26 protein-coding genes are annotated in these 25,908 nt (G+C 48.6%); 11 read left to right on the top strand and 15 right to left on the bottom strand.

Annotation, left to right across the window (positions count from 1 at the left end; all coding sequences use genetic code 11):
* Positions 1-184 precede the first annotated feature (184 nt).
* Together KF839_RS00600 and KF839_RS00595 are read left to right on the top strand one after the other, a co-directional pair.
* Positions 185-1,201 carry a multicopper oxidase domain-containing protein gene (locus KF839_RS00600; RefSeq protein WP_292915868.1) on the top strand — a complete coding sequence of 339 codons (1,017 nt, stop codon included), beginning with the start codon at positions 185-187 and terminating at the stop codon, positions 1,199-1,201.
* Positions 1,202-1,237: 36 nt separating this feature from the next.
* Positions 1,238-3,988, top strand: a complete 2,751-nt coding sequence (locus KF839_RS00595) for a multicopper oxidase domain-containing protein (protein WP_292915867.1) — start codon at positions 1,238-1,240, stop codon at positions 3,986-3,988.
* A gap of 301 nt (positions 3,989-4,289) precedes the next feature.
* Here KF839_RS00595 and KF839_RS00590 read toward each other — a convergent pair whose 3' ends face one another.
* Positions 4,290-5,207 carry a porin family protein gene (locus KF839_RS00590; protein WP_292915866.1) on the bottom strand — a complete coding sequence of 306 codons (918 nt, stop codon included), beginning with the start codon at positions 5,205-5,207 and terminating at the stop codon, positions 4,290-4,292.
* 138 nt (positions 5,208-5,345) lie between these two features.
* Here KF839_RS00590 and aat point away from each other — a divergent pair, with 138 nt between their 5' ends.
* From aat to KF839_RS00560, 6 genes are read left to right on the top strand one after another with little or no spacing between them, the layout of a single operon-like run.
* Positions 5,346-6,050, top strand: a complete 705-nt coding sequence (aat, locus tag KF839_RS00585; RefSeq protein ID WP_292915865.1) for a leucyl/phenylalanyl-tRNA--protein transferase — start codon at positions 5,346-5,348, stop codon at positions 6,048-6,050.
* Positions 6,051-6,057: 7 nt separating this feature from the next.
* Complete coding sequence (locus KF839_RS00580) at positions 6,058-6,765, top strand: arginyltransferase (protein WP_292915864.1); 708 nt, start codon at positions 6,058-6,060, stop codon at positions 6,763-6,765.
* Between the two features lie 40 nt (positions 6,766-6,805).
* The gene (locus KF839_RS00575) at positions 6,806-7,846 is read left to right on the top strand and encodes a quinone-dependent dihydroorotate dehydrogenase (RefSeq protein ID WP_292915863.1); all 1,041 of its coding nucleotides are present in this window, start codon (positions 6,806-6,808) and stop codon (positions 7,844-7,846) included.
* Positions 7,843-8,541: an electron transport complex subunit RsxB gene (gene rsxB / locus KF839_RS00570; protein WP_292915862.1), complete on the top strand. Its 699-nt coding sequence runs from the start codon at positions 7,843-7,845 to the stop codon at positions 8,539-8,541. Before KF839_RS00575 ends, rsxB begins: the two co-directional genes overlap by 4 nt.
* Complete coding sequence (gene nth / locus KF839_RS00565) at positions 8,528-9,160, top strand: endonuclease III (protein ID WP_292915861.1); 633 nt, start codon at positions 8,528-8,530, stop codon at positions 9,158-9,160. Before rsxB ends, nth begins: the two co-directional genes overlap by 14 nt.
* Positions 9,161-9,162: 2 nt before the next feature.
* Positions 9,163-9,603: a DUF1841 family protein gene (locus KF839_RS00560; protein WP_292915860.1), complete on the top strand. Its 441-nt coding sequence runs from the start codon at positions 9,163-9,165 to the stop codon at positions 9,601-9,603.
* A gap of 66 nt (positions 9,604-9,669) precedes the next feature.
* Here the strand turns inward: KF839_RS00560 and KF839_RS00555 are convergent, their stop codons facing one another.
* The 6 genes from KF839_RS00555 to KF839_RS00530 form a co-directional block, all read right to left on the bottom strand.
* Positions 9,670-9,999, bottom strand: coding sequence for a c-type cytochrome (locus KF839_RS00555; RefSeq protein ID WP_292915859.1), 330 nt, complete (start codon positions 9,997-9,999; stop codon positions 9,670-9,672).
* A 27-nt stretch (positions 10,000-10,026) separates the two neighbouring features.
* Positions 10,027-10,353: a c-type cytochrome gene (locus KF839_RS00550; protein ID WP_292915858.1), complete on the bottom strand. Its 327-nt coding sequence runs from the start codon at positions 10,351-10,353 to the stop codon at positions 10,027-10,029.
* Between the two features lie 107 nt (positions 10,354-10,460).
* The gene (locus KF839_RS00545; RefSeq protein ID WP_292915857.1) at positions 10,461-12,386 is read right to left on the bottom strand and encodes an ATP-binding cassette domain-containing protein; all 1,926 of its coding nucleotides are present in this window, start codon (positions 12,384-12,386) and stop codon (positions 10,461-10,463) included.
* Between the two features lie 147 nt (positions 12,387-12,533).
* Positions 12,534-12,959, bottom strand: a complete 426-nt coding sequence (locus KF839_RS00540) for an Hsp20/alpha crystallin family protein (RefSeq protein ID WP_292915856.1) — start codon at positions 12,957-12,959, stop codon at positions 12,534-12,536.
* Positions 12,960-13,150: 191 nt separating this feature from the next.
* Entirely contained in the window at positions 13,151-13,798 is a 648-nt protein-coding gene (locus KF839_RS00535; protein WP_292915855.1) for a hypothetical protein, read from the bottom strand.
* Positions 13,799-13,945: 147 nt separating this feature from the next.
* The gene (locus KF839_RS00530) at positions 13,946-15,088 is read right to left on the bottom strand and encodes a Fic family protein (protein ID WP_292915854.1); all 1,143 of its coding nucleotides are present in this window, start codon (positions 15,086-15,088) and stop codon (positions 13,946-13,948) included.
* Between the two features lie 218 nt (positions 15,089-15,306).
* Here KF839_RS00530 and KF839_RS00525 point away from each other — a divergent pair, with 218 nt between their 5' ends.
* Both KF839_RS00525 and KF839_RS00520 read left to right on the top strand, forming a co-directional pair.
* Positions 15,307-15,567 (top strand): type II toxin-antitoxin system Phd/YefM family antitoxin, encoded by a 261-nt coding sequence (locus KF839_RS00525; protein ID WP_292915853.1) that lies wholly within the window; start codon positions 15,307-15,309, stop codon positions 15,565-15,567.
* A 2-nt stretch (positions 15,568-15,569) separates the two neighbouring features.
* Positions 15,570-15,827, top strand: coding sequence for a Txe/YoeB family addiction module toxin (locus KF839_RS00520; protein ID WP_292915852.1), 258 nt, complete (start codon positions 15,570-15,572; stop codon positions 15,825-15,827).
* Positions 15,828-16,091: 264 nt separating this feature from the next.
* Here the strand turns inward: KF839_RS00520 and KF839_RS00515 are convergent, their stop codons facing one another.
* The 8 genes from KF839_RS00515 to lnt form a co-directional block, all read right to left on the bottom strand.
* Positions 16,092-16,373, bottom strand: coding sequence for a Fic/DOC family N-terminal domain-containing protein (locus KF839_RS00515; RefSeq protein WP_292915851.1), 282 nt, complete (start codon positions 16,371-16,373; stop codon positions 16,092-16,094).
* 80 nt (positions 16,374-16,453) lie between these two features.
* Entirely contained in the window at positions 16,454-17,002 is a 549-nt protein-coding gene (locus KF839_RS00510; protein WP_292915850.1) for a hypothetical protein, read from the bottom strand.
* Positions 17,003-17,080: 78 nt separating this feature from the next.
* Entirely contained in the window at positions 17,081-17,770 is a 690-nt protein-coding gene (locus tag KF839_RS00505) for a M48 family metallopeptidase (RefSeq protein WP_292915849.1), read from the bottom strand.
* Between the two features lie 2 nt (positions 17,771-17,772).
* Positions 17,773-18,510, bottom strand: coding sequence for a lysophospholipid acyltransferase family protein (locus KF839_RS00500; RefSeq protein WP_292915848.1), 738 nt, complete (start codon positions 18,508-18,510; stop codon positions 17,773-17,775).
* Complete coding sequence (gene gmhB, locus KF839_RS00495) at positions 18,507-19,046, bottom strand: D-glycero-beta-D-manno-heptose 1,7-bisphosphate 7-phosphatase (RefSeq protein ID WP_292915847.1); 540 nt, start codon at positions 19,044-19,046, stop codon at positions 18,507-18,509. Before gmhB ends, KF839_RS00500 begins: the two co-directional genes overlap by 4 nt.
* A gap of 1 nt (position 19,047) precedes the next feature.
* Positions 19,048-21,234: a glycine--tRNA ligase subunit beta gene (gene glyS, locus KF839_RS00490; protein ID WP_292915846.1), complete on the bottom strand. Its 2,187-nt coding sequence runs from the start codon at positions 21,232-21,234 to the stop codon at positions 19,048-19,050.
* Positions 21,231-22,157, bottom strand: coding sequence for a glycine--tRNA ligase subunit alpha (gene glyQ / locus KF839_RS00485; RefSeq protein WP_292915845.1), 927 nt, complete (start codon positions 22,155-22,157; stop codon positions 21,231-21,233). The genes glyS and glyQ overlap by 4 nt, the downstream gene beginning before the upstream one ends.
* A 41-nt stretch (positions 22,158-22,198) precedes the next feature.
* The gene (lnt, locus tag KF839_RS00480; protein ID WP_292916068.1) at positions 22,199-23,674 is read right to left on the bottom strand and encodes an apolipoprotein N-acyltransferase; all 1,476 of its coding nucleotides are present in this window, start codon (positions 23,672-23,674) and stop codon (positions 22,199-22,201) included.
* Positions 23,675-24,089: 415 nt separating this feature from the next.
* On the opposite strand from lnt, the gene KF839_RS00475 reads away from it, so the two are divergent.
* Positions 24,090-25,826: a tetratricopeptide repeat protein gene (locus KF839_RS00475; protein ID WP_292915844.1), complete on the top strand. Its 1,737-nt coding sequence runs from the start codon at positions 24,090-24,092 to the stop codon at positions 25,824-25,826.
* Positions 25,827-25,908: the final 82 nt, after the last annotated feature.

Raw genomic sequence — 25,908 nt, 5'->3', positions numbered from 1 at the left:
TGTTAAAATCCCTCTCTGATTAAATAGATAGCAATCTTCTACCCCTGCTATCCATTACTCAAACCGTAGGTTTCAAGAGAATCGTGGACTTCATTCGAAATACCCGCACAAACTAACCGCGACGTATTTTCCCTTCACGGTTCGCTGACTACGGAAATATTTTTCACCTAAGGAGGGAACCTAAATGCCGTTTCATGTTAATCCATCGAGTTGCGACATGCCGCTTTCGCAGAGCGCCATTGAAGCAACGAAGATTCCATACCGCTTGTTATGTACACAAGCCGCAGTCGGTTTTGCACTGGCAATGTCGATATCTTTCATTGGTATCGATAAAAGCTATGCCGCCGAGCATGTTATCAATATGACCGCGGAAGAAACCGCAGACGATGGATTCGGCAATAAATTGCTGGCTTATAGAATGATCAGCCATACTGTCGATGGCTTGGATGTCACCGACCGATACAGTTCTGACGCCACCATACCAGGCCCGATTATCGAATTAACCGAAGGCGATAAAGTCAAGTTGACGTTGTTCAATGCGATTGATTCCGGCTATCCGGTATCAGGGGTCAGCAAGCAGGTCAGCGTGCATGTCCATGGCGTTCATTACAAAATCCTGAGCGATGGTACGCTCAAAGTCATCAACAGAATCCAGGACGAAGGCGCTGGAGAAGGTCCTGAAAATACTTTCGTATCGTATGAGTATGAATGGGATGTCGCACCGGGAACCGCGGGCACCTGGGCATACCACGATCATAATTATGACAACCACAACGGCTCGGAACACAAAGGATTGTTTGGCGCGATTATCGTCAATCCGGCAGCAAATCCCAAACCCCATAATGCATTTAAATATTCCAAAGAATATGTTCTCTATCTCGGGGACGATGCTTTCTGGGGTGTTGAAATCGACAGCGCCACCAAAAAACAATCCAAACATGGCGCCAACCCAACGCTCAATGCGCCTAAAAATACCGATGTCCGGTTTCACCTCATTGCTTTAGGCACGGATCTCCATCAATTCACATTGAACGGTTATAAATGGATTGATCCGGGTACCCCCAAGCTTATCAGTCAAATCGCCATCGGCCCTCTGGAAAAGCATGTCTTCTATGTTAGAGCTAAAAACAGCACGCAATACGTAGATAACAATTTTTCAAACAAATTAATGGGCATGAAAGGCAACTTTATTGTTGATTAATAAGCAATTATGCATCCAAAAATTAAGGATCACATCATGAAAGAACAGATTATAGGATTCAATAAACGTATTGCGACAATGGCAGTCTTTGTGCTGTTTGCCATCGCTTTCTTGTCATCATCGATGGCAATGGCCGCAATACACAGCTTTAGTTTTACAGCCAAAACCTTACCTAACGGACAATTAGGCTATGCGATGGGCGCTGCCGATGCGGAAGCCGTTATTCCCGGTCCGGTTTTGTTCGTAAAGCAGGGTGATACGCTCCAAATCACGCTCACTAATAACACCGCGACCGATGTCGGCTTTAATGTCCCAGGATTGGTTAACAGCAATACCGCAAAAACGAAACCGGGTGAAACACAAAATTACACATTGCATGCTAATAAAACCGGTACCTACGTTTATCACGGCGATAACAATGGCAAAGAGTTGCTAGGGCTTTTTGGCGCCATCATTGTTGACAAAAACAATGGCCCGGTCGACAGCTTCGTGAACGACGATGGTAGTATCGTTCCGGTCACGCAAGCCGATATCGACAAGCAATTTGTGCTGTTTATGGTTGGCTCAACCTTCTGGGGTACCGAAATAGCGGCGGATGGCGTGCAAAAACCGCTATGGGCAGCCCCTAATTTAGGCGCGGTTGAAAATGATCTGGTCCGTTTCCATGTGTTATCAATAGGACCTGGACACACGTTCCACTTGCATGCGCACCGCTGGCTCAAGACCGATACCACAACCGTGATCGACACCAAATTGCTGAGTGAGGGTACCGATACACACAGCTTCACCATTAAAGCCGGCAGCGGTGTCGGCCCTGGCGATTGGCAATTCCACTGCCACTTGATCGCCCACATGGAAGCCGGCATGCACGGCAGTTTCCGAGTCGATCCAGCGGGTGGAGACGGTCACAGTGTTGTTGGCGCATCGCCTTATGGCAATATCCTGTTAGGCACCCGTCCATCCGAACCCGGTCTGGTCACCTTAGAAATCAGCGACGAACCGGCCAGCTGGTTTAGAAGCCCTCGAGGTGATGCCATTGTTGGATTGCCTTTCGACATCAAAACCAAATCGTTGGAAGTAATCTATCCAGGCAGTAGCGTCAACTTTATCATGTCTGACACCAATGCTGTGCATACCATTAGCTCTTTGTTATGGCCGACGGGTGCGCATCATATGCCTTTTAATCAAACCGATGCATATCGTGGCGGCGGTATCGTCAAACTCGATACACCGGGTTTGTATGTATTTACCTGTAAAGTTCACCCGTACATGTTTGGCGCCGTCATTGTCGACGATCCTGAAACGGAAGGACTCGATCTAGGCAATCCCGCGATGGACTATATGATTGACCTGGTTACCGGTATCGCCGGATTACCAACCAGCAGCGATCTCGCAGTTCGTTTATTGAGAACATTCTTCGTAGCCACCTCACCGAACAATTGGCAAGACTACTCGTCAGGTCTTTGGAATGTCAGATTCCCGACACTTCCAGTAAGAATCTCCGGTGCACCGTTTGGCAATGTCACACCGGGTGGTTTGGCCGCGCCATTATCGATCCTCAATATCGTGGATGCACCGCTTCCCGCGGCCACTCCACCGACAACACCGGGTGTTGGAGAAGTTTGGGTCAATACGCAATTCGAGAAAACCGCAAGCAAATACAAGGCTGGTACGATTACCGTCGTGAACGCCACGGACTGGTCGGTCAAACGCAAAATTGCGTTACCTGAAATTAATATGAATAATCCGCATAATATGTGGAGTAACAGGGATCAATCGGTCATTTACCAAACCCAATGGTTTGATAATAAATTATCTTTGATTAATCGCGAAAACGGCGAACTGATCAAAAATATTCAAGTTGGCTACGCGCCATCGCACGTGGTTACGCTTCCGACCAACGATGACATTACGATCGCCATCAACGGTGAAAACAGCATTGCGGTTATCCCTGTCGGAACAACCAATATTTCCAAAATGATGCCCACGCAAGGACAGGGTCATACTTCGGCGAATCCTCATGGGCACTGGATCAGTGCCGATGGCTCCAGAATCGTTACGCCGAACATCAATACCGGAGATGTCGGAATTTATGCGGCTAACGGCGACATCCATGCCAGAACCGGTACCGGTCAAGGCGCGCCGGGTGCGCATCCGATTGCGATTGGCATGATGCCGGACTCCAGCAAAATTTATGCGACCAATCTGTTGCACCATTCGTTAAGCGTATTGGATAGCAATACCGGCGCATTGCTAAAAACCGTGAATCTCATTGCCGACTACAATCCAATCGACGGATCGTTTGCCGACAATGACCTCAACGGTGAAATTGCTGTGGGTGTATTGCCGATTCAAACGCCGGTTTCTCCCGATGGTAAAGCAGTTGTTATCGCAGCAACCGGTGGTCAAATCGTCATCGTCGATACTGCGACGGACAACATCGTTAAAATGCTGCCGTGCGATCCCGGTTGTCATGGCGCCAACTTTGGCGCCAAGCAAGGGGGCGGTTATTATGCATACGTTACGAGCAAATTCTCCAACCGTTTAATCGTAGTGGATTTGGATCCCAACAATACCGGTAACTTAAAAGACGCGGCCATCGCCGGAACGATCTCCTTGGTTGCTACAGGAGGTACGGCAAACGACGATACCGTCAGCCAGCTTCCGGGATTTGGCGGACAAGGTATACTGGCAGTTCCTACCGTTTATAACGGTTGGGTGCAAAACCTGCCGGATGAATGGAAAGCCGGTCTGACCACCGCGCAAAGAAATCCGATCGGAGATTAATCAAATCGCAGCCATCGGCTTTATCGCTGATGGCTGCTTGACTGAGCACCTTGCAATTCAATTGGAAATGGCGATTATTTCAATATCCGCCAAACCGAAAGAATTGAACGGTGTTTCAGTCGATTGGATTCATGGGATAACCTCTAGCCGTATAAAAAAACACCCCACTAAGCAATTAGTGAGGTGCCAAGGCTTCGTTTCGAGCTATCTGGCTGCGAACGAAAAAAATAGCAAATCAGTTAATCATAAAACGATTACCGGTATGTCATTCCAACCGTTTGCTGATTGCTTTAAATTAAGTTTAGAAACCGATACCGACATAACCACCGGTTGTCATGCCGCTGAAACTGGAACCATCCAGTCCGCCGGGGACATAATGGTAGCGTGCATCAACACCGACGAAGAAATCCCGCCAAATGTTATATTCAACACCCCCGCCGAACATAATTCCAGGAGCAATATAAGTAACCGATTCAGACGGCGGGCTGATCACATGAATACCAAGACCGGCCGGTATGATCCAAGGTCTGATCTTATATTCCGCGAAATGGTTAAACTTGATTTTAGGCGCCGCGGTCAAAGTGAATTGGTTTACCGTCACACCTCGCGGGTTAAGCGGCGCACCCGCCAAGATACTGGGTTCGTTCGCTAACGCATTTCCCGCGACTATTCCAAATTGTTTGTATTCAAACATCAATTCTGCGTCAATCTCGGTTTTAGGAATAAACCCCCAACCATCCCGAGTCAATTGATAGTCAAAGCCGGCACCGACATACCAGGCATCCCGGCCGGCTTGCTCTTGCGCGCCAAGCGGAACAACGCGGCTTTCCAACGTGGTGCCGTTGCGAAGTGAATCACTACGCGCATAACCACCACGGAAAAACAGCAGAGTCCTTTTTTCGCTGACACCTTCGAAATCCATGCTTTCTTGCTGACTACGTTCAGTGACTTGTTGAATCCTATCAACTTTCTGTGTGGTTTGTGCTGATTCCGCTTTTACTCGATTCAATTCAGTTTGAATTTCTTGTGTTCTGGCCGATTCCGCTTTAATCCTACTTAGTTCACTTTGAATTTCTTGCAATGCATTTTCAAGTTGCTTGATACGTTGACTGGTTGAATCTTGCGCCAATACCTGCGGCGAAGATGCTACTAAAGCCAACAACAGCGAACTTGTTACAAAATTATTGATTAACTTTTCCTTTTGCAAAAAATACTTCATATAATTCCCCTTTCTAGGTTTCAATTTATAAGAATATAAGAACGGCGAGAAACAATCCTAACAGAATAAAAAAATACTTTTGTAGGAATTTTGATCTATATCAATTTAATAGCAATCACCATTCATTACCGGAAAATCATGATCAACGAAAAAAGCCTTTATTCATCGTTTCCTCCGCTTGAAAAAGCCCTGGATGAACCTAACGGCCTATTAGCGGTTGGCGGAGATTTATCGCCGCAAAGATTGATCGAAGCGTATCGCAAAGGTATTTTTCCTTGGTTCAATGAGAACGAACCAATTTTTTGGTGGAGCCCGAACCCAAGAATGGTGTTGTTTCCTCAAGAGTTAAAAATATCCCGATCATTACGTAAGACTCTCCACAAGAATTGCTACCAAGTTCGCACCGATACAGCGTTTAATCAAGTTATGCACGCTTGCGCAGCGCCACGAAAGGGGCAATCAGGAACCTGGATACATCCGGAAATGATCGCTGCATATACGGCGTTGCACGACATGGGTTTAGCGCATTCGGTGGAAACATGGATTGATGACGAGCTGGTTGGGGGTCTCTACGGCATTGCTTTGGGAAAAGTATTTTTCGGTGAATCAATGTTTTCCCGCCTCACCGATGCGTCGAAAATCGCCTTCGTTCATCTGGTGAAACAACTACAATATTGGGAATTCGGTTTGATTGATTGCCAAGTAAAAACCCATCACCTGGCATCACTCGGGGCACGGGAAATTTCCCGTCTTAACTTCAGTCAACATCTGGAAACGCTGATTACCGATGGCGAAATCGGCGACAAATGGAACTTTGAACGCATGTTACTTGAAATCTTCTGATATTGCCGTGATTAAATTTCAAACCACGAACCCTTATTCCTGCAGTTATTTACCAGGCAAATCCGCGTGCTCGGAAGTTGTCACGCCGGAGCACATCATCGATATTTCTGCTTACGGACAATTGATACAAGCCGGCTTCCGGCGCAGCGGGCATTATATTTATCGCCCCCGTTGCGAACATTGCCAAGCCTGCTTGTCGGTCCGTGTCCAAGCTAAATCCTTTTTGCCCAAACGCTTCCAGCGCCGGGCGTGGAAACAACATCAGCATTTACAAGTTTCCGCTCATCCGCTGCATTACAATCCCGCACATTTTGCACTCTATCAGCGTTACCAGGCAAAACGCCATGCGGGTGGCGGTATGGATAAGGATTGCCGTGAGCAATATCACAATTTTTTACTGCAAAGTCATGTCGATTCCATGCTGATTGAGTTTCGCGACAATGAGCAACTCCGCATGGTGAGCATCATCGATTTGCTGCCGGATGGGTTTTCATCGGTTTACACTTTTTTTGATGCGGATATAGCTCATGCGAGTTTCGGCACGTACAGTATTCTGTGGCAAATTGAACAGTGCCGGAATCTGAAGAAGGATTATTTATATCTAGGCTATTGGATCCAAGACAACCGGAAAATGCGATACAAAATAAACTTCCAACCGCTCGAAGTCTTGTTGGATGGTCGATGGCAGCCGCTGGACAGCAGCATTTTCGCGTAATTCTCATAGCATGATGGTTATTTCAGGATAAAATTCCGCCATGCTCTATCAATTTCTTCGTCCGTTGTTGTTTCAACTGAACCCCGAGTCCGCGCATCGCCTTTCTCTAGCCGCGATCGATCAGCTAGGGTGGTGGGGTCTGTTGCCTGGAGCTGTCATTGATTGCCAGCCTCGAACCGTAATGGGATTAACGTTCCCCAATCCGGTCGGATTAGCCGCCGGCTTGGATAAAAATGGCGAGCATCTCGACGCGCTCGCCTTGCTGGGGTTTGGTTTTATCGAAATCGGCACAGTCACACCCAGACCGCAACCTGGAAACCCGTTGCCCCGGCTTTTCCGCGTACCCGAGGCGCACGCCATTATCAATCGCCTCGGTTTTAATAATCACGGCGTCAATCAGTTGATCGAAAATGTCACACAGTCAAGTTATCAAGGTATTTTAGGGATCAATATCGGCAAGAATTTTGATACGCCGCTCGACAAAGCGGCCGAGGACTATTTGCTCTGCTTACAAAAAGTTTATCGCTATGCCAGTTACGTGACGATTAACATCTCATCGCCCAATACCAAGAATTTGCGGGAACTGCAATCCGCCGATGCATTGGATCACTTGCTCAGCCGATTAAAATCCTCGCAGCAAGAACTGTCGCAGATTCATGGAAAATATGTACCGATCGCAGTAAAAATCGCACCCGATCTCGATACCACGCAAATTGAATCAATCGCCGCCTTATTGCTCAAGCACCGGATAGATGCGGTCATTGCCACCAATACCACTATTTCACGCGAAAGCATCGCAAATCTACCGATTGCGCAAGAGACTGGCGGGCTTAGCGGTGCGCCGTTGAGGCAGCGATCGACAACCATCGTTCAGCAGTTGCATGGCTTTCTGCAAAATGCAATTCCTATTGTCGGTGTCGGTGGCATTATGTCGGTTGATGATGCAACCGAGAAACTAAATGCCGGCGCCAGCCTGATTCAGTTATATACCGGGCTCATCTATCACGGCCCGGGATTGGCCGGTACGATTGCACGGGCACTCTGCACCGGTCAAGCCTCTCAAAAAACCGAATCAGCATGAATCTACCATTGATTGATCAAATTGATGCCATTTTGCCGCAAACACAGTGCGGCAAATGCGGTTATCCCGGGTGCAGGCCCTACGCGGAAGCCATCGCCGAAGGCCGGGCTGATATCAATCAATGTTCGCCGGGGGATCAGGATGGCGTTTCGAAAATCGCGAAATTGTTGAATGTACCGCCCAAGCCGCTCAATACCGCTCATGGCTCCCCGTCATCCTACAAAGTCGTAGCTATAATTGATGAGCATTTGTGTATCGGCTGTACTTTCTGCCTTAAAGCATGTCCTGTCGATGCCATCGCTGGAGCAGCCAAGCAAATGCATACCGTGATTGCAGCGGAATGCACCGGTTGCGAGTTATGCATCGCGCCATGTCCGATGGACTGTATCAGCTTGATTCCAGCCGCTAACACTACCGGCACAAACAGCCTTGGCGCCGCTGAACGCAAGCAGCAAGCTGCGGACCATGCGCGTACCCGGTATCAACGCAGACAGCAGCGACTTGAACATGACAAACAACGCACTGCAGAAAAATCGAGTAAACATAAAACAACCGGCGCCGTGATAAAAAGTACCCAACCAATCACCGATGAACGAAAGAAAGCCATGGTTGCAGCAGCGCTCGCACGCGCAAAAATGATTCGCTCACAAACGCACGCCGGTAATTCTTCCACAAAACCGCATGAACTCAGCTAAACGGCATGAAATTTTCGCTTGCCTGAAATCCGTCAATCCGCATCCGACCACGGAGCTGCAGTATCACACACCTTTCGAATTGCTGATTGCCGTCATTCTCTCCGCGCAAGCCACCGATAAAAGCGTCAATCTGGCAACCCGGCAACTCTTTCCGCAGGCGAATACACCGGAAAAAATCCTGGCGCTTGGCGAGACCGGCTTGATGGAATTCATTAAAAGAATCGGCCTGTATAAAACCAAAGCCAAGAATATATTGGCTACTTGCCAGTTATTAATACAACTGCACGACAGCAGAGTGCCTCAAACACGCGAGCAATTGGAACAATTACCAGGTGTTGGGCGCAAAACAGCCAATGTAATATTGAATACGGCGTTTGGTGAACCTACAATCGCAGTTGATACTCATATTTTCCGCGTTGCCAACCGGACAGGGCTTGCTCCGGGCAAAAATGTACTGGAAGTGGAATTGAAATTGCTCAAAGCCGTTCCTAAAGAATATCGTCAGGATGCGCATCATTGGCTGATTCTTCATGGACGCTACGTATGCAAAGCGAGAAAACCGGAATGCGCGATTTGCAAGATCAATCACTTGTGTGAATTTCCTGACAAAACTATCTGATCATGTTTAAACCCACACGAGATCAAGCACGACAATTGTTTTTTGAAACTTGGCGCAAATATCGTCAACGGGAAATTTTATCCGGCATCGAAACAATCGCACTGGAAGTCATCTTGCAGCACTTCGAATATCAAGCGATTCTTGACGACGCAGAACGGTATCTGGATAAAGACTATTCCCCCGAAATGGGGGATACAAATCCGTTTTTACATATGAGCATGCATGTTGCAATCAAGGAACAGCTGTCAATTAATCAGCCGATTGGAATTTGCGAGCGATTTGCGCGCTTACAGAAAAAAACCGGAAGTGAGCATGCCGCCACCCATCAGGTCATGGAATGTTTGGCAGAGATGATTTGGCAAGCCCAGCGCAATCAATCCCCACCGGATGCCAGCGTATACTTCGCTTGCTTAGACAAGCAGTTAAATTGTTCAGAAGATTAAAAAATAAGCCCTAGTAAATACTAGGGCTTATTTCAATTCCAATCGACTAAGAAAACAAATAAACTTTTATTTGTTTGAATTCAGGCTGCCTGGTTGACTTGAATAGTAGAAAGCCAAGTTATTAATATCCGCTTCACTCAAATTTGCCGCCATTCCTGCCATGATAGGATCCTGCCGCGCACCGGATTTATAATCTTTCAATGCTTTTACCAGGTAAGTTCTATATTGACCACCGATCTTTGGAAAATTAGGAGCAGGGCTATTACCGTCGGCACCATGACATGAAGCACATACTTCGGCTGCTTTACTTTTACCAGCTTCAATATCCGCAGCCACTACCTGACTAGAGAGTATCAAGGCTGCGCCGCTCAATGCGGCTATTACATAATTCTTCATAATTCCTTCCTTGCGTAGTTGACTCAATTAATTTTTAGAATAATAAGCTGCGAAATCTTCGATATCTTGTTGGGATAGTGTTTTAGCCAATCCAGTCATGGTTGGATGACTGCGAGTGCCATTTTTGTATCCTTCCAGCGCCTTAATGATATATTCAGCATGCTGCCCGCCCAGTTTCGGAACACTGTAAGCAGTCGGAAATGCAGTTTTATAACCCGGAATCCCATGACAACCTTCACACATTGACAACTTATCTTTCGCCGCTGTTGCATCTCCAGCCGCTTGAGTCACTCCTGAAAATGCTAAGAGCAAACCCAAAGTAAGTAATAAATTCATAACCAATTTTTGTTTCATATAAGCCTCCTTCTCTCAAAAGTTGAACTTTAAACGATGCGCTCGATTTGGTCAATGAAAAGTGTAAGCATGTCCATGTTGTTTATAGGGAAATTGCTATTCAAACACTACATTTTTGAAGCAGATTTTGATTCCAATTCTTCCCATCTGGTTAAACAATCGACCAGTTCTTTTTCAATCGCAGCATACCGTTTTTGTAATCCTTTCACTTCATCCGGAAAATCACGATAAATGACCGGCTCATTTAAACGCAAGGTAATATTCGCTTGCTCTTGTTCCAAAAGATCAATCTTACTGGGCAAACTCTCGAGTTCACGCGCTTCTTGATAACTCAATTTATTAGCTCGAGTAGGCCTGGGTAATCTGGAAATACCGGCTGATAACGTATCTGGCTGCTTCGCTAATATTTTCTGCGGATTGATAGAATCTTCAAAATGTTTTGCACGATTCCAATCTTCATAACCGCCAATATATTCACACAATTTTCCATTTCCTTCAAATGCAATTACTTGCGTGACCACATTATCCAGAAATTCACGGTCATGGCTGACCAAAAACAAGGTGCCGGGATAACCCTGCAACAAATCTTCCAGCAGCTCCAGCGTTTCAATATCGAGATCATTGGTCGGCTCATCTAAAACCAGTACATTAGCAGGGCGTGTAAACAGTCTTGCCAGCAACAGCCGGTTGCGCTCACCGCCTGACAGTGACTTGACGGGAGAACGCGCGCGTTCCGGCGGAAAAAGAAAATCTTCCAAATAGCTGATGACATGCTTGCGCTTACCGCTGATCTCGACAAAGTCCGAGCCCGGGCTGATGGTATCCGTCAAAATCATTTCTTCATTGAGTTGCTCACGCATCTGATCAAAATACGCTACCATCAGCTTGGTTCCTTGCTGAATAGTACCGGAATCGGGCTGCAACTCCCCCAGAATCAATTTTAACAGCGTTGATTTTCCAGCACCGTTGGGGCCTAACAATCCGATCCGGTCGCCACGCATAATGCGGCAGGAAAAGTCTTTGATAATCACTTTATCGCCAAAACTTTTACTGACATGTTCAAGCTCTGCAATCAACTTTCCCGAGCGTTCGCCGGCATCCAAATTGATATTCGCAGTCCCGGTTTTTTCCCGCCGCGCCGCGCGTTCCAGCCGCAAGGCTTCCAGCCGGCGCACCCGGCCTTCATTGCGGGTACGCCGCGCTTCGATGCCTTTGCGGATCCATACTTCTTCCTGCGCCAGGATCTTATCGAACTTCTGGTTATGAATCGCCTCAACTTCCAGCATTTCGGCTTTCTTTCGCTGATAATCGCTGAATTTACCGGAAAATGACTGCAAATGGCCGCGATCCAGTTCAATAATCCGCGTTGCGACATGATCGAGAAAACGCCGGTCATGAGTGATGAATAACACGCTGCCGGCAAAACTCTGTAACAATCCTTCCAGCCACTCGATCGAGGAAAAATCCAGATGATTGGTCGGTTCGTCGAGCAGTAACACATCCGGAGAAATCACCAGCGCACGCGCCAATGCCACGCGCTTTTTCAAGCCGCCGGAAAGATGCTCGACCAGCGCATCCGCAGGCAGATTGAGTTTATCGATCACAGTCTCGATTTGTGCTTGCAAGCTCCAGCCGCCTTCCACTTCCAACGTATTTTGCAGCTCTTGCAGATGCAGCAACAACGCCTCGGTGTTTTCCGGCGATTCGCTCAAGGCATGCGACACTGCATGATATTCTTGCAAAATCCGGCTGATATCGCCTAGCCCGGTTGATACCTCCTGAAACACCGTATTGGCGGGATTTAGCAGCGGCTCTTGCGGTACATACGCCAGTTTGATGTCGGGTGCGCGCCACAACTTACCGTCATCGAGCTTGATCTCCGCCGAAAGCGCGCGCAGCAAGCTGGACTTTCCACCACCGTTGCGCCCGATCAAACCAACCCGCTCCCCCGCATCAAGCTGCAAGTTTGCATGATCGAGCAAAGCGTGATGGCCGAAGGCTAAGCAGGCATTATCCAGGGTAATAAGCGGCATGTGTAACGGCAGCGGATGAGGTTATGTGATTTTTCAAAACCGGCAATTGTGGCACGCTTTAACCGGCTTGGCAAAAACCGGTGGATATAAAAATGGAGCCCGCAGGCTCCATTTGGTACGGCTATGATTCAAAGACCGCCGGTTATATCATTCCACCGCTGATACATTGATCTTTTTAGGCAACACCGCTTCCCGTTTGGGAATCACGATCTCCAGCACACCGTTTTTGGACGAAGCGGAAATAGCATCGGGATTAGCGGTATCAGGCAAGCTGAAACGTCTATAAAACGAGCCATAAGTGCGTTCCACGCGCTTGTAGCCTTCTTTTTCCGTTTTACTTTCTGAGCTTTTTTCGCCTTTGATCGTCAACACGCCGTCATGCATGCTGATATCGATTGCTTCCGGTTTTACACCGGGAATATCCGCATAAATCACAAAACGATTCGCTTCCTCTTTGATATCCACGGCAGGCGCCCATTCGGCTGTTGCAGTGGAGCCTTCGGCAGCGCCGCGCTCCAGCTCTCTTTGCAATTGACTCAATAATCCCCAAGGTTCATAACGTGTAATAGCCATGATGAAATTCTCCTAGTCGATAAAATAGAACATTCTGTGTATTCGCTTCCGCATCAGTGCTTTCACAAATCACGCGGCTGATGTATCAAACATCTGCAATACACTTCATTTCCGGATATAGGGATCTTTCGTCTTTTTTCAAGCCTCACAAACTTCTAATTGGAATCAGCCGGATCGTCAGTTATCTGAATTTATTGCGCAAACCGCCGCCGCACTACATAAAAAATGCTTGCCGACGCCAGCAACGCCAGTACAACCCACAGGATATTGCGCTTCATCCATTCCGTGGTATTGCCCTCGACCGCAAAATTGGTCTCCGCCAATTCCAGCACCCGGCTATCGAACTGCGCGTCATGCTGCGTCGATAAGTGCAAACGGATTGTTAACGCCTGCGCGCCGGACGATTCCGGCGTCACCCGCCAGCGCCATCTTGCGGTGCCATCATAATCCGAGAACGGCTCTTGCGGCCCCAGCTTGTCGATTTCAAACGCCGCGCCATCAATCTCAGCTTTCATATTGGCCGACACCATACCGGTGATCCCTTGAATCGACGTACCTTCGGAAGCAGTTGACACAAGTTCGTTCAAAAACTTCGCCAAACGCTTGGTTTCCAGATTCAATGCCACGTCGAAGCTCTCGTATTGCTTCACTTCCGACGGGATCGAAATCATCGAACTGTCCACCGGCAATTTCATCACCACCGGATTCATCACCTTCTTGCTCGCCATCAAATGCAACAACGCATTGATCGAGAAAGGCACAAGCAACAAAACCGCCAACATCGCAACTGGCACGATGAAATTAAAATTCAAACCGGACTGAGGTTCAGTATTACGCATGATTACTCCAGCAATTAGATTCGTTTTAGGAGCAAATCATAACATTGTTGGAGAGGAAGCTGAGTAAATCAAAACAACGAGTTTTTCTGATTATCGAAACTCATCTTAGAAATTTTTTGCAAAACGGCTTGCAAACCACCAATTTTCTTAATCGCTAAAAACTGCTAAGTAATCAGCAAAAATAAACACGCGATTACGGCTCTGTCCGGTAATCTCATGCAAAATGCCGTGTTCGCGCATTTGTGCAACCAATTCATTCGCCGCCTTGTAACTAAGATCGCAAATTTTCTGAACTTCCTCGATGCGAATCGCGGGTTGCATATACAACGCATTCAGTAAACGTTGCGCGCTTGCAGTTCTGCGCCCGAAGCTCGCCTGCAGATTCTGTTCCAATTTTGCTTTCAAATGAATAATGCGCGATAACGCGCCCACTGCCATGTTTGCTGTTTGCTCGATCCCAACTAGAAAATACTTAAGCCATTGCAACATATCGTTTTTTTCACGAACCCGCATTAAATTGTCATAATACAGCCCTTTATCCTTCTCAAAATAGCTGGAAAGATAGAGCAATGGCTTCTCTAAAATCCCCTCACTCACCAAAAACAGCGTAATCAACAACCGCCCGATACGCCCATTGCCGTCCAGAAACGGGTGTATGGTTTCAAACTGGCAATGCGCGATTGCGACGCGGATCAACGCCGGAACATGAATATCCCGGTTGTGCAAAAATTGCTCCAAGTCACTCATTAACTCGTCGACATGTTGATGATGAGGAGGGATAAACACCGCATCCGCCAGGCTATGACCGCCGATCCAATTCTGACTGGCACGAAACTCTCCGGGCGACTTGTGTTCGCCGCGCACGTTTTGCAGCAAAATCCCGTGCGTTTGCCTTAATAAGCGTGAAGACAAAGGCAGTGTTTGCAAATGGTCGATTGCCTGATTCAACGCCTGCGTGTAATTTTGCACCTCACGCCAATCGTTACGATGCTCGGGCAGAATTTCCGACTCGGGCAGCACCGCTTCCTGAATATTGGTTTGCGTCCCCTCAATACGGCTGGAAACCACCGCTTCCTTGGTGACGTGTAACTGAATGAACAAATCAATATTCGGCACTAAGCGCGCAAATGAATTGAGCTCTCCAAGCTTGACCGCCGCTTTCTCCAGCAACAGATTTATCTGCGGCGTTTGCCACACCCATTCATCGTTAATCGTGGATGGCAGGAAATACCGGTATTCATAACCTTTCTGGTAGTGACCGGACTGATACTGCTCAAGTTGAATCGTCATGGCATGTCCGTAAGGAAAATAACATACAAAATCCTTTATATTACTTTTGTCGTTAAAAGTAAAATATAAATGGGCTTATGTTACTTTTATCACTTTAGGGCGCTATGATTTTGCATTGTTGCAGTAAAAAAATCTCCACTGGTTGATCAGACAGTTTGCAGAATTGCATTGACCTGACTATACTTGTACATCTTATTGATCATGTTAAATGGGATTTTATGAAAGTCGTCACCTATACCTATGCGCGTAATGCGCTCAAAACCATATTGGACGAGGTAGTTCAAGACGCGGATGTGACGATCATCAGCCGCCGCGATGCGGAGGGGGATGCCGTGGTGATGTCGCTCGATAGCTACAACAGCATCATGGAAACGCTGCACCTGACCGGCAACCCTGCAAACGCAGCAGCATTGGCCAAAGCCATCGCACAAGACAAAGCCGGAATGGCTCAAGAACATCCGCTGCATTCCACCGATTAATCTTGCGTACCATTCGATTCGTTCCCGATGCCTGGGAAGATTATTTGTACTGGCAGGATCAAGATAAAAAAACACTCAAGCGGATCAACCTGCTGATTACCGCCGCCGCGCGTGAACCCTATGCGGGAATAGGCAAACCCGAACCCTTGCGCGGCGACCTATCCGGCTACTGGTCGCGGCGCATCGACGAAGTTAACCGGTTAGTGTACCGGGCGACCGATACCGATCTGGTGATCATTGCCTGCCGCTTTCATTATTAATGCTATAAATCAGAACGCAGGGTTGGAATCTGAGAGTAATACATCAGAAAGCTGCTGTGCCAACAATTTACAGTAAGCCGGCCAGCCTTATTCTGCACTGATGCGTACATACACCAGCGGGCGCTCCGGTTTTCCATTCAGTTTTTCAATAGTGGCTGAGACACGATATTGTTTTAGCCAACGATGTAGCGTTTCTCTGAAAGCACGGTAGGATGTGCCGACGTTAGAAGGCGCATCACTTGCGAATGATGCGCTTCAGTGCGTTCAGCACATCCTACGGCCCTGAATATTGGTTTGCGTCCCCTCGATACGGCTGGAAACCACCGCCTCCTTGATAACATGTAATTGAATGAACAAATCGATATTCGGCACTAAGCGTGCAAATGAATTGAGCTCCCCGAGTTTGACCGCCGCCTTCTCCAGCAACAGATTTATCTGCGGCGTTTGCCACACCCATTCATCGTTAATCGTGGATGGCAGGAAATACCGGTATTCATAACCTTTCTGGTAGTGACCGGACTGATACTGCTCAAGTTGAATCGTCATAGCATGTCCGTAAGGAAAGTAACATACAAAATCCTTTATATTACTTTTGTCGTTAAAAGTAAAATATAAATGAACTTATGTTACTTTGATTGAGGTTTGATTGGTTTGACACAACGATCTTGTGGCTCATTTTGCGGATCTTTTTCCTCTGCACGTTTGATATCTTCTTCAACCACTGTGTAGAAACCAACAGGGTGTTTAAACGCATCTCGTTCTTTCCAATAGTTGTAACCGCCTTTAAGAATTGGATATTCCCTAAGATTGACGACAACGCCTGAGCGAATTCGCTCATTAAACATGCCTTTCGGAAGAAGTCCTTTTTCGTTTAACCAGCATTCTTCAGAATAAAGGTCAAAATATTGTCGTATCCAAATTTTGGTTTTTTCTTCGACAGATTCAAACGAATCTGAGCTTTGTTTCATTTCTTTTTTGAAGGGGATCTTGCCTAGCAGCTCTGCATAACGAACATTCATTTCGTTAAAATTTTGCCATTGCCGCTGAACTTTCTGCCCTTTCAATTGGTTGTATGCCAGACAGACACTAATAATCAATAAAAATAAAGTAACCCAGTGAGCTAATCCGCTATTTTCGATTAACCACTTAATAACACTACTAATACACTCGCGCATATTGCCCCCTGGTGAAAAAACATAGCATCGAAAATTCAAATTGAGAAAAATCCAAGTTGATAGAAATAAGAACAATCATCAACCATAGCTTCTGAGTTGTTTGCGCACCACCCGATACTCTGGACAGACCCTCCCCACCACCGCCCAAAACGCTTTCGAGTGATTCATTTCGATCAGGTGCGCGAGTTCGTGGGCGACGACGTAGTCGATCAAGTGCAGCGGCAATTGGATCAAGCGCCAGTTGAGCGTAACAAGACCACGGCTGTTGCAACTGCCCCAGCGGGTTTTGGCTTGAGAGAGGCGGAAGGGTGGGGCGGGTAGTGCCAATTGTTGCGCATAGATTCCGATACGCTGCTGGAAGCAGTCGATGGCTTGCTGTTGATACCAGTTCATCACAAAGATTTCGATTTGGCGGGGCGTGGGTTCGATGACAAGCGGCTGCAGCGGTTCATGGCCGGATGATTGCGCCATCACGATTTCGCCAGTTGGCTTCAATGCGATGCGCCAGGGTTCGCCGAGCAGGGGATAGGTGGAATCCAACGACCAGTCGAGCACCAGGCTTTTTTTCTCATGCCATTGCGCGAGCTTCTTCATGATCCAACCGGCTTTTTGCTGCAATACGCGGTCGATATGGGAAAGCGGGGTATGCAACGGCGCGCTGATGCGCAGGCCATGTTGACTGATTTGCAGGCCGATCGACTTGCGCCGGCTGCGGGTGAGGGTGTAACTGATTGCCTGACCGTTAAGCGTAGCGGTTTGTGTTGGCACGGTTAAGATTGTTGCGGTTTGGTCTGGCCGATGCGCAGCATCTCAGCCTCGATCCAGGCTTCCACCTGCGCGTTCAATTCCCCGGCTTCCATGCCGGTGGGGTCGATCGGCTGGCCGATGCTGACGGTGATGGTGCCGGGGCGTTTGACGAACGAATTCTTGCCCCAGAATTCCCCGGCATTATGCGCGACCGGCACCACCGGCACGTTGGTATGCGTCGCCAGCCAGGCGCCGCCGATGCGGTATTTGCCGCGCTGTCCCGGCGGAATGCGCGTGCCTTCAGGGAACACCACGATCCAGAACCCTTGTTTGATCCGGTCTTTACCTTGATCGACGATTTGTTCCAGGGCTTTTTTCTTGGCGCTGCGGTCGATCGCAATCGGGCTGGTCATCGCCAAGCCCCAGCCGAAAAACGGGATGCGCAGCAGCTCTTTTTTCAACACCCACACTTGCGGCGGAAAGATTTCCTGAAACGCCAGCGTTTCCCACGCCGATTGATGTTTGGAAAGAATAATGCTCGGCGATGCCGGAATGTTTTCTTTGCCGATGATGCGGTAACGCAGCCCGCACAGGTGCCACAGTAGAAACAACATGATGCGCGTCCAGCTCGAGGTGACGCGGTAACGATTATGCGGTGACAGCGGGAAGCATGCCAGCGTCAGAATCGCATACGGCGGCGTAATGATGATCTGCAGCAGCATATACAGCGCTGAGCGCGCAACGGCCGGCCACTTGCTCATTCTTCGCCAACCAGCTCATCGGCCACCGCCGATAGATCATCGAAAATCTGCGTATGCACCGGAATCTCCGTGGAATCACGCGTGATTTGGCCATTACCGGTCAATACCAGCACCGGAATCGCACCGACGTCCGCCGCCGCTTGCAAATCCTTCAACGAATCACCGACCGCCATGACATTCTTCAGATTAACGCCATAGCGTTGTATGATTTCCTGAAACAATCCGGTTGCCGGCTTACGGCAATTACATTGATCCGTGTTGGTATGCGGGCAAAAGAATATCGCATCGATGCGCCCGCCTGCGTGGTTGACCGCTTTGTGCATCTTGTCGTTGATAATGTTGTAAGCCGCCATGTCGAGCAGACCGCGGCCAATGCCGGATTGGTTGGTGGCGATCACCACGCGGTAACCGGCGTGCGTCAAGCGTGCAATCGCTTCCAGACTGCCGGGGATCGCAATCCATTCATCCGGCGTTTTGACAAAGGTTTCACTGGTTTGATTGATAACACCGGCTTGGTCGAGGATGATCAGTTTCATATCAGGTGGCCAGCTTGGAGAGATCGGCGATGCGGTTCATGATGCGGTGCAATTGCGCCAATAACGCCAGCCGGTTATTACGCAGCTTTTCATCGTCGACGTTCACCATCACGTGATCGAAGAACGTGTCAACCGGGGTTTTCAGCGTTGCCAGCAGTTGCAGCGAAGCAGTGTAATCACCGGCGGCAAAAGCTTTTTCAGTTTGCGGCTGAATAGCTTGCAATGCCTGATAAAGCGCCTGTTCATCGGCTTCCTGCAATAAACCGGTATCGACAGTGCCAGGGATAGCGCTTTCGGATTTCTTGAGGATATTACCGACGCGCTTGTTGGCCGCCGCCAAACTAGCCGCTTCCGGCAACGCGGCAAACGCCCGCACAGCAGCCAGACGTTTGGGAATATCGCTTAAATGCTGGGGATTCAAGCTGAGTACAGCGTCGACTTCCTGTGCGGTGTAGCCTTGGTCGCGTAAAGTGCCTGCGAGGCGTTCGTAAATAAACGTTAGCAATTGTTCAACTAATCCATCTGGAATTCGACGAATTACAATAGCTCGTGCGTAAAACTTTTCCCCTGGGGTTCTTTTATGGAAGTATTGTGACGACTGATTCTCAATTTCCGGATCATAAATAATTTTGATAACTTCCTGGATTAACACATTAAGTTCCAGTGGCAAGTCTTTCTCAATCAAAACTCTAATTAAGCCGAGTGCATGACGACGCAACGCAAACGGATCCTTGTCGCCGGTTGGTGTTTCGCCGATACCAAACATGTTTACCAATGTTTCCAGTTTGTCGGCCAATGCCAAACAAACACCCACCGGGTTACGCGGCAATTCGTCACCGGCAAAACGCGGTTTGTAATGATCTTCGATAGCAAATGCAATGTTATCGCTTAAGCCTTCATATTGTGCGTAATAGCGTCCCATAATGCCTTGCAGCTCGGGAAATTCACCGACCATATCGGTGAGTAAATCCACCTTGGCTAATGAAGCAGCTTCGTAAGTCTGATTAGCCAATTTGTCGCCACCCAACATTTCGCCAATCATCTTAGCAACGGCGCGAACGTAATACATGCGCCATCCTTGCGTACCCAGCTTATTGTGATACACCACCTTATCCAACTCCGGCAAGCGCGACTCCAGCGTTCTCTTGCGATCCTGGTCGAAGAAAAATTTGGCGTCGGCGAGGCGCGAGCGCACTACGCGTTCGTTACCGGCGATGACTTGCGCGGGATCGGCGGGGCGGATGTTGGAAACCAGCAGGAATTTGTTAGCGAGCTTTCCATGCGCATCGAGCAACGGAAAGTATTTCTGGTTCGCTTTCATCGTCAGAATCAAACATTCCTGCGGCACTTGCAGGAATTCGGCGTCGAACTGGCCAATCAGCACGTTCGGATGCTCAACCAGCGCGGTCACTTCGTCGAGTAGCGCCTCATCATCAATGGGCGTGAGATGTTCTTTTGCAGCGGCGGCGGCAAGCTGGCGCGCGATTTCGGCGCGGCGTTCGGCAAAGCTTGCGAGCACAGCACCTTCAGTTTGCAGTTGCTGCGCGTAACTGTCGGCGTTGTGCAGTACGATTGGGCTGACTTTAGCTTCGAAGCGATGGCCTTGCGTTTCGCGTCCGGCTTGCAGGCCGAGCACGCTGACCGGCATGATATCGGCGCCATGCAGCGCCACCAAAGCGTGTGCCGGGCGTATGAAATGCACGCTTTGCCAGCCGTCCGCCAGTTGATACGTCATCACTTTCGGAATCGGCAATTGACCGATTGCATCCAGCAAGGCTTTTTGCAACCCATCGGTCAACAATGTCCCTTGCACAATAACATCCAGAAACAACGTTTCGGTTTTACCATCCAAAGCACGCTTGAGTTGCGGTACTGCCGATGCATCGGCGCCAAGGCTGGCGAGTTTTTTCAATAACGGCGGCGTAGGTTGACCTTCGGCGTCCAAGCCGACTTTGACCGGCATCAGTTTTTGCGTAACCGCTTGATCGGCCGCTTGCGCCGCAACGTTGGCGATATGCACCGCCAACCGTCTCGGGGTTGCATACGGCGTGATAGTTGCATCGGGCGCGATCAATCCTTGCGCTTTCAGGCTTGCGGCGAGTAATTCGGCAAAACTGTTGCCGAGTTGTTTCAACGATTTCGGCGGCAGTTCTTCCACCAATAATTCGACGAGCAGGTTGTGGGTCATGATGCGGATTCCTGCATATCGGGCATTTGCGCGACCCATTCACGCGGCGCCAGCGGAAACGGCGGATTGAGGTTTTTGCGACTGTCGTAATACGCTTTGGCGACTTGCCGCGACAGATTGCGGATACGACCGATGTACGCCGCGCGTTCGGTGACGGAAATGGCACCGCGCGCGTCGAGCAGATTGAAGGTATGCGCGGCTTTCAGCACTTGCTCGTAAGCCGGCAATGCCAGTTGCTTTGCGATCAGATGGTTAGCTTGCGCTTCGTGCTTACCGAACGCCAGAAACAGAAACTCGGTATCGCTTTCTTCGAAGTTGTACTTCGATTGTTCGACTTCGTTTTGATGATACACATCGTGGTAGCGCAGCCCTTTGGTCCAGGTCAGATCGAACACGCTTTCCACGCCTTGCAAATACATCGCCAGGCGTTCCAGGCCGTAGGTAATTTCGCCGGTGATCGGTTTGCAATCGATGCCGCCGACTTGCTGAAAATACGTGAATTGCGTCACTTCCATGCCGTTCAGCCAGGTTTCCCAACCCAATCCCCACGCGCCCAATGTCGGATTTTCCCAATCGTCCTCGACCAGCCGCACATCGTTTTGCGTCAAATCGAAACCCAGTTCGCGCAAAGAATCCAGATATAGATCCAGAATATTTTTCGGCGCCGGTTTCAACACCACTTGAAACTGGTAATAATGCTGCAAGCGATTGGGATTCTCGCCGTAGCGGCCGTCTTTGGGGCGGCGCGACGGTTGCACGTACGCCACTTTCCACGGCTCGGGACCGATGGCGCGCAAAAAGGTGGCAGTGTGACTGGTGCCCGCGCCGACTTCCATATCGTACGGTTGCAGAATCGCACAACCTTGTTTGGCCCAGTAGCGCTGCAGGGTGAAGATGATTTCCTGAAAAGTCAGTGTCGGCATGAAGCGTCAAATAATTGCATTAAGTTAGGAACAGGTGGATTTTACCGGGTTTTTCGTGCGGCGCGGAAGGCGGATAGCAATCCGATGCTCAATAGCAACATCGCCAATCCCAGCACCGGATAATTGCCCATGCGTACGTACGGTGTCGCGCCGGTAAAACCTTGCGCCACGCCGTGCAATGCCGCAGTAATAAAAATTTCAATGGTATCCAGCACGCGCCCGCGCTCGTCAATGATCGCGGTCACACCGGTGTTGGTAGCACGCAACATATAGCGGCCGGTTTCCAGCGCGCGCATCTGCGAAATCTGCAAATGCTGCTGCGGCCCGATTGAGCGTCCGAACCAGGCATCGTTGCTGACGTTGACCAGCAATGTCGCTTGCGGCAATTGATTGATAATTTCTTCACCGAATACGTCTTCATAGCAGATATTGACCGCCACGCGTTGCCCGGCGATGGCCATCGGTTGTTGATCGAGCCCGCCGCGAGAAAAATCCGATAGCGGTATTTGCAACACTTGGATCACCCAACCAAACAGCGGCTTAAACGGAATAAATTCGCCGAACGGCACCAAATGATGTTTACGGTAACTTTGTTCAGGGGAAATGCCGAAACTGAACATGGTGTTGTAATAAGCATCGTCGTCTTCATCATCGCGTTCGGCCAAACCGATCAGCACATCGCCATTGACGCTGCGGGCATGCTCGGCGATATACGCCAGATACGCGGGCGGCACCACGTCGTTGAACAACGGAATCGATATCTCCGGGGTGACGATCAACTGGCTTTCGCTTTCCAGGATCAATCGCGCGTAGGTTTCCATCGAGTATTCGATCTGATCCGCACGCCATTTCAGATCCTGGGAAATATTTCCTTGCAACAGACTGACCGTAACCGGCTCGCCTTCGGGTTTTACCCAATCGATCGATTGCAATGCAAAACCGCATAACCAGATCGTTATCAATGCCGCTCCCCAGCGCCACTTCTCACGGATATTCTCAATCCAGAAAAATAATAAAGCGGCGCTGAATACGATGATCAGAGAAATTCCATACACACCGGCGATCGGCGCAAAACCTGCCAAAGGGCTGAACGGCGCCTGCGAATAACCCAGCGTCAACCAAGGAAAACCGGTGAACAACGTACCGCGCAACCACTCGGACAGCATCCACAGTGCCGCTGCCAGCGCAGCCCAGAGCAAGGGCGATGCCAAGCGAAGCCGGGTTAGCAGCCACAAACTGAAAGCCGGAAACAATGACAGATACGCGCACAAAATGATCAATGCCACCACCGCAATTGGCACCGGCATTGCGCCAAAGTCGTGCAAACTAACGTAAATCCAGGTAACGCCTGCGCTAAATAAACCCATGCCGAACCAAAACCCAAGCACGGCATTTCTGATCGAGCTTTGGTTTTTATGACACAATGCCAACAGCCATGCCAATGTAATGACCGGTACCGGAAACAGATAAAAAGGCGCAAAACCAAGCACCGTCAGCATACCCGCCACAAAAACCATCAGTAATTTAAAATGGAAATTCTTCAATCGTGTTTATCGTTGGAGTTGAAATCAATCAATAAAATACATCGCAAAATAATTACGCTTCACCGCATTCGGTACAAATGTGAACTTTCATGTTTTAATGTCGCTCTCAGCGTTTGGCAAATCATAAATTATTCGATGATTCCCGGGCGCATAATTTTAATCTTGCTTTTCGTGATGACAATCATTATTACTTATGCTAAATAGCTATTTATTCACTTTATTATCCGCACAAAAGTAATCGATGACCTTTGTTACAATAGCACCCAGCCTCAAACACGTAGCGATATTAAACGATATGACCATAGATTGACGTGTTTTGATAAATTTCTCTAGCGCTGTAGAAAATTAATGCGGTTTACCCAATATTCGAAAATCAAACGGATTTCTCATGAAATTTAAACTTCTATATGTGTTATTGCTATCTGGGCTTTCTGCCTGTGCGCAGATGCCTGCCAATCAGGCGGCAGATAAAACCGGGGAATCCACCGAGCAGGATGAAGTCAGTGACCTAAACTTGCCCAAACAGGAATTGACGGCTTCAATCCTATTTGATTTTTTAGTCGGCGAAACCGCATTGCAGCGCGGCAATCTGGATATTGCGATCAATCGCTACATCAAACTTACCAGAACGACGAGAGACCCGCGGCTCGCCAAACGGGCAACCGAAATTTCGCTGCACGCAGGCAACCCCATTGCCGCGGAACAAGCAGCGACCATGTGGATTGAGCTCGAACCGGATTCGGTAGATGCCCGCCAGACCATTGCTGCGCTATTGGTGAATCTTGGTAAATTAGAAGCAGCCAAACCGCATCTTGAAAAATTATTGGCATCCCAAACGGATCAAGTCGGGAATGCGTTTATGCAACTCAATCAACTGTTGTCACGCAATCCGGACAGGGCGGCAACATTGCGATTGGTACAGTACCTTTCCCAACCCTATAAAGATTCCCCGGAAGTCCATTTTGCCGTTTCTCAAGCAGCCTGGTTTGCCAATCAGCATCAGCTCGCACAAGATGAGATGCAACGCGCTCTGGCATTACGCCCGGATTGGGAAGTGGCGGCTGTGCATAATGGTAGAATATTGCAACGAATTTCAGTCACTGACGCCGGCAATTTCTATCGTGACTATTTACAGAAATTTCCCGTTTCCAACGAAGTTCGAATCGCTTACGCGCGCTTATTGATCGGCGATAACCAATTGGATCAGGCACGCGAACAAATCCAATGGTTATTGGACAAAAATGCAAAAGATCCGGAAATCACGCTTGCAACAGGATTACTAGCTGCGGAAATGGGTGATTTCGACGTCACCGAATCGAGTTTCAAAAAAGCATTGGATTTAGGCTACAAAGACGCCAACGCGGTACATTTCCACCTCGGTCAGATATACGAAGAAACCAATCGTCCCGATATGGCGATGGAATCCTATCAAATGGTAAGAAGCGGCAGCCGCTTTCTGCCGGCACAAATCCGTTACGCCGATTTGCTCGCAACCAAAGGGTATTTAAAAGAAGCGCGCACATATCTGCAGAGCCTGCCGGCTGCCAATGATCAGCAAACGGCGCATTTAATTTTGGCGGAAGCGCAAATCCTGCGAAGAACCAAAGCCTACCAAGAAGTATACAATTTGCTTAGCGATGGCTTAAATAAATTGCCCGATTATCCCGAGTTGCTCTATGATCGTGCCTTGGCTGCCGACAAGCTCGGCAAATTCACTATCCTTGAACAAGATTTACACAAACTGATACAGCTCAGGCCGGATAATCCCCATGCCTATAATGCACTGGGTTACAGCTATGCTGAACGTGGCAAGCATCTGCCCGAAGCCTTGAAACTGATTAGGAAAGCCATAGCACTCTCACCTGACGACCCATATATCATGGATAGTCTGGGATGGGTATACTACCGAATGGGCAATATTGCAGAAGGGTTGAATTATTTGAATTTGGCTTTTGCTGCCCGGCCTGATCCTGAAATTGCCGCGCACTTGGGAGAAGTGCTTTGGATACAAGGCGCAAAAGAAGATGCTAAAAATATTTGGCGCACCGCGCTGGAAAAAGATCCGGATAATGATATCTTGCTGGAAACGTTACAGCGTCTTACCAAAAAGAAGAGCATCGATTAAACTGGTTTTCATAACTTTGGCTTGTATATTGATATTGTCTTAGCAATTGCTAAGGCCTCACTAATAAATGAATTGCCTGCAT

The organism is Nitrosomonas sp. (assembly GCF_019635155.1).
Taxonomy (GTDB): domain Bacteria; phylum Pseudomonadota; class Gammaproteobacteria; order Burkholderiales; family Nitrosomonadaceae; genus Nitrosomonas.
This window is presented reverse-complemented; position numbering and strand designations above follow the sequence as displayed.